Source organism: Ruminococcus sp. OM06-36AC, assembly GCF_003438725.1.
In the GTDB taxonomy this organism is placed as follows: domain Bacteria; phylum Bacillota; class Clostridia; order Oscillospirales; family Ruminococcaceae; genus Ruminococcus_C; species Ruminococcus_C callidus.
On the sequence record NZ_QSTT01000050.1, the window covers coordinates 1,567 to 3,683 of the forward strand.

The following is a 2,117-nucleotide window of genomic DNA, read 5'->3' on the forward strand; positions in this document are numbered from 1 at the left end:
CTTCGACCAGACGGAACTTTGTGGCTGAACATCGCCGATAGCTATGCCGGAAGCGGAAAAGGAATCGGTCGAAAGCCTACACATTGTAAGCATTCATATCAAATTCCAGCGGACAGTGCTGCGGCTGCTATGCCAACTACATGGAATGCTATCAAACCAAAAGATATGATTGGAATTCCATGGGTGTTGGCGTTTGCCCTTCGTGCAGATGGTTGGTATCTCCGTTCGGACATTATCTGGAACAAGATCAACTGTCTGCCAGAAAGTGTAAAAGATCGTCCCACAAAGTCTTATGAACATTTGTTCTTGTTTGCAAAATCCAGCCGGTATTACTACAATGCAGCAGCAATTATGGAACCCGCAGCGGAAAGCAGCCTAAAACGATACGCTCGTGGTCGCTCTGGTCGAAACAAGTATGGCAGATTTTCGGAACAGGGCATCAATGGGACAGATTACAACGAACGAATGCAGGGAAAAACCATGCGAAACAAGCGAGATGTCTGGAATATCAGCACCAACTCTTACCGCATGAGAGAACATTTCGCTATGTTTCCGGAGCAGTTGGTAGAACCCTGTATTTTGGCAGGCTGTCCAGAAGATGGTGTGGTTCTTGATCCGTTCTTCGGAAGCGGAACTACTGGTGCAGTTGCCAAGCGACTGCATCGGCAGTGTATCGGAATTGAACTAAATCCAGTCTATTGCAAAAAAGCAGAAGAACGAATCGCATCTGTCTGATTCTCACAAATGACCGCCGAAACATTCTCCACATCTCACAGTTGCTATCTGTGGAAAAAAGAGTTAACATATGTACTGCCGAAAGGCAAATCACCGAAAATCGGGAGGAAAACATATGATAATTGAATTTCATCTTGCAGGAGAAAATCGAAAGAAACTGGCGTGGGCGGTAGCCATGATCATTGGAACAACAGCAGAATATCAGTATATGCCCACCTGTGCCTACAAAATCGGGGAATGCTACACTGTTACCAAGTCCGGTAATCTGGAAATCAGCGACCAAGCCGACCGTGAGGAAACAGAACGGCTTCTTGCCGAACTGGAGAATCAGGGCTATGCTGTTCCGGACACATCAGAACTGGAATCTAAAGGCTTGACTGTGCAGATGCCAGCTGATTTCTTCACGGAGCATACACTGGGCAATCTCCGGCAGATCTGCGAAAACAAGGCTGCCCTTTTTCAGACTGCTTTTCAAACCGATTCACTGGACATCATTCCATCGGATGAAAAGGTGGAATTTCCGTGGTTCATGGTCGAACAGGACGGTGATGCAGATGCCTACTGCACTTTCATTTCCATGCTCTGCGAATTTGCCAAGAATCAGAGCCGCATCAACCGCAAGCCGGACACCTCCGACAATCCCAAGTACACCATGCGGTGTTTCCTGATTCGTCTGGGAATGGTAGGAGCAGAATTCAAGGCGGCAAGAAAGGTCATTCTTCGGCATCTGTCCGGCAATTCCGCATTCAGAAAGGTTGGTGATACTGATGCAGTTTCCGAGTAAGTCTTATCTGGAACAGCTGCGAAAAAAGTACCCTGTCGGAACAAAATTACAGCTGCTTTCTATGCGGAATGAAAAATATCCAGTTCTTCCCGGAACAGTCGGTGAGGTCACGCATATTGACGATGCGGGCAGCATTCATATGCGGTGGGAAAACGGTTCTTCCCTTGCTCTGATTCCCGAAATCGATAGTTTCCAGACCGTATCCGAGGCGAAAAAATAAGGCGAAACCTCCTCCATTGTACGGTATGTTACCATACAATCGCAAGGATTGCAAGGGTGTATTCTACACAATCTTTTGACCTCATTTTCTGTAGATTTAGCCGCTTGCTATCTCCTCCGTTTAGAGTTAATATGGTTACAACAAAAGGGAAAAAGCCCGAAAATACGGAGGAAAATCAAATGAACGCAAAAACCGAACAGCAGATTGCAAACCTGAAAACCCAGACGATTGGCGTGGAAATCGAGATGAACCACATCACCAGAAAGAACGCTGCAAAGCTCGCAGCCGACTTTTTCGGAACAGGACGCTACAAGGACACGGCACACCGAAACGGCTACAGCACTTGGTCGGCTTGGGATGCACAGAACAGAGAATGGA

4 protein-coding genes are annotated in these 2,117 nt (G+C 47.0%); all 4 read left to right on the top strand.

The features are described 5' to 3' along the window. On the top strand, positions 1-735 hold a 735-nt coding region (locus DXB92_RS12930; protein ID WP_181977086.1), incomplete at its 5' end, for a site-specific DNA-methyltransferase. A gap of 115 nt (positions 736-850) precedes the next feature. After that, positions 851-1,519 (top strand): hypothetical protein, encoded by a 669-nt coding sequence (locus DXB92_RS12935; protein ID WP_117734195.1) that lies wholly within the window; start codon positions 851-853, stop codon positions 1,517-1,519. Then, a complete protein-coding gene (locus DXB92_RS12940; protein WP_046437738.1) occupies positions 1,503-1,739 on the top strand; it encodes a DUF4314 domain-containing protein in 237 nt (78 codons plus the stop codon). The genes DXB92_RS12935 and DXB92_RS12940 overlap by 17 nt, the downstream gene beginning before the upstream one ends. A gap of 179 nt (positions 1,740-1,918) precedes the next feature. Then, on the top strand, positions 1,919-2,117 hold a 199-nt coding region (locus DXB92_RS12945; protein ID WP_181977085.1), incomplete at its 3' end, for an amidoligase family protein.

Bases quoted from the DNA above. Each gene is read 5' to 3' on its own strand.
- DXB92_RS12935 (WP_117734195.1), top strand. From the start codon at position 851: ATGATAATTGAATTTCATCTTGCAGGAGAAAATCGAAAGAAACTGGCG.
- DXB92_RS12940 (WP_046437738.1), top strand. From the start codon at position 1,503: ATGCAGTTTCCGAGTAAGTCTTATCTGGAACAGCTGCGAAAAAAGTAC.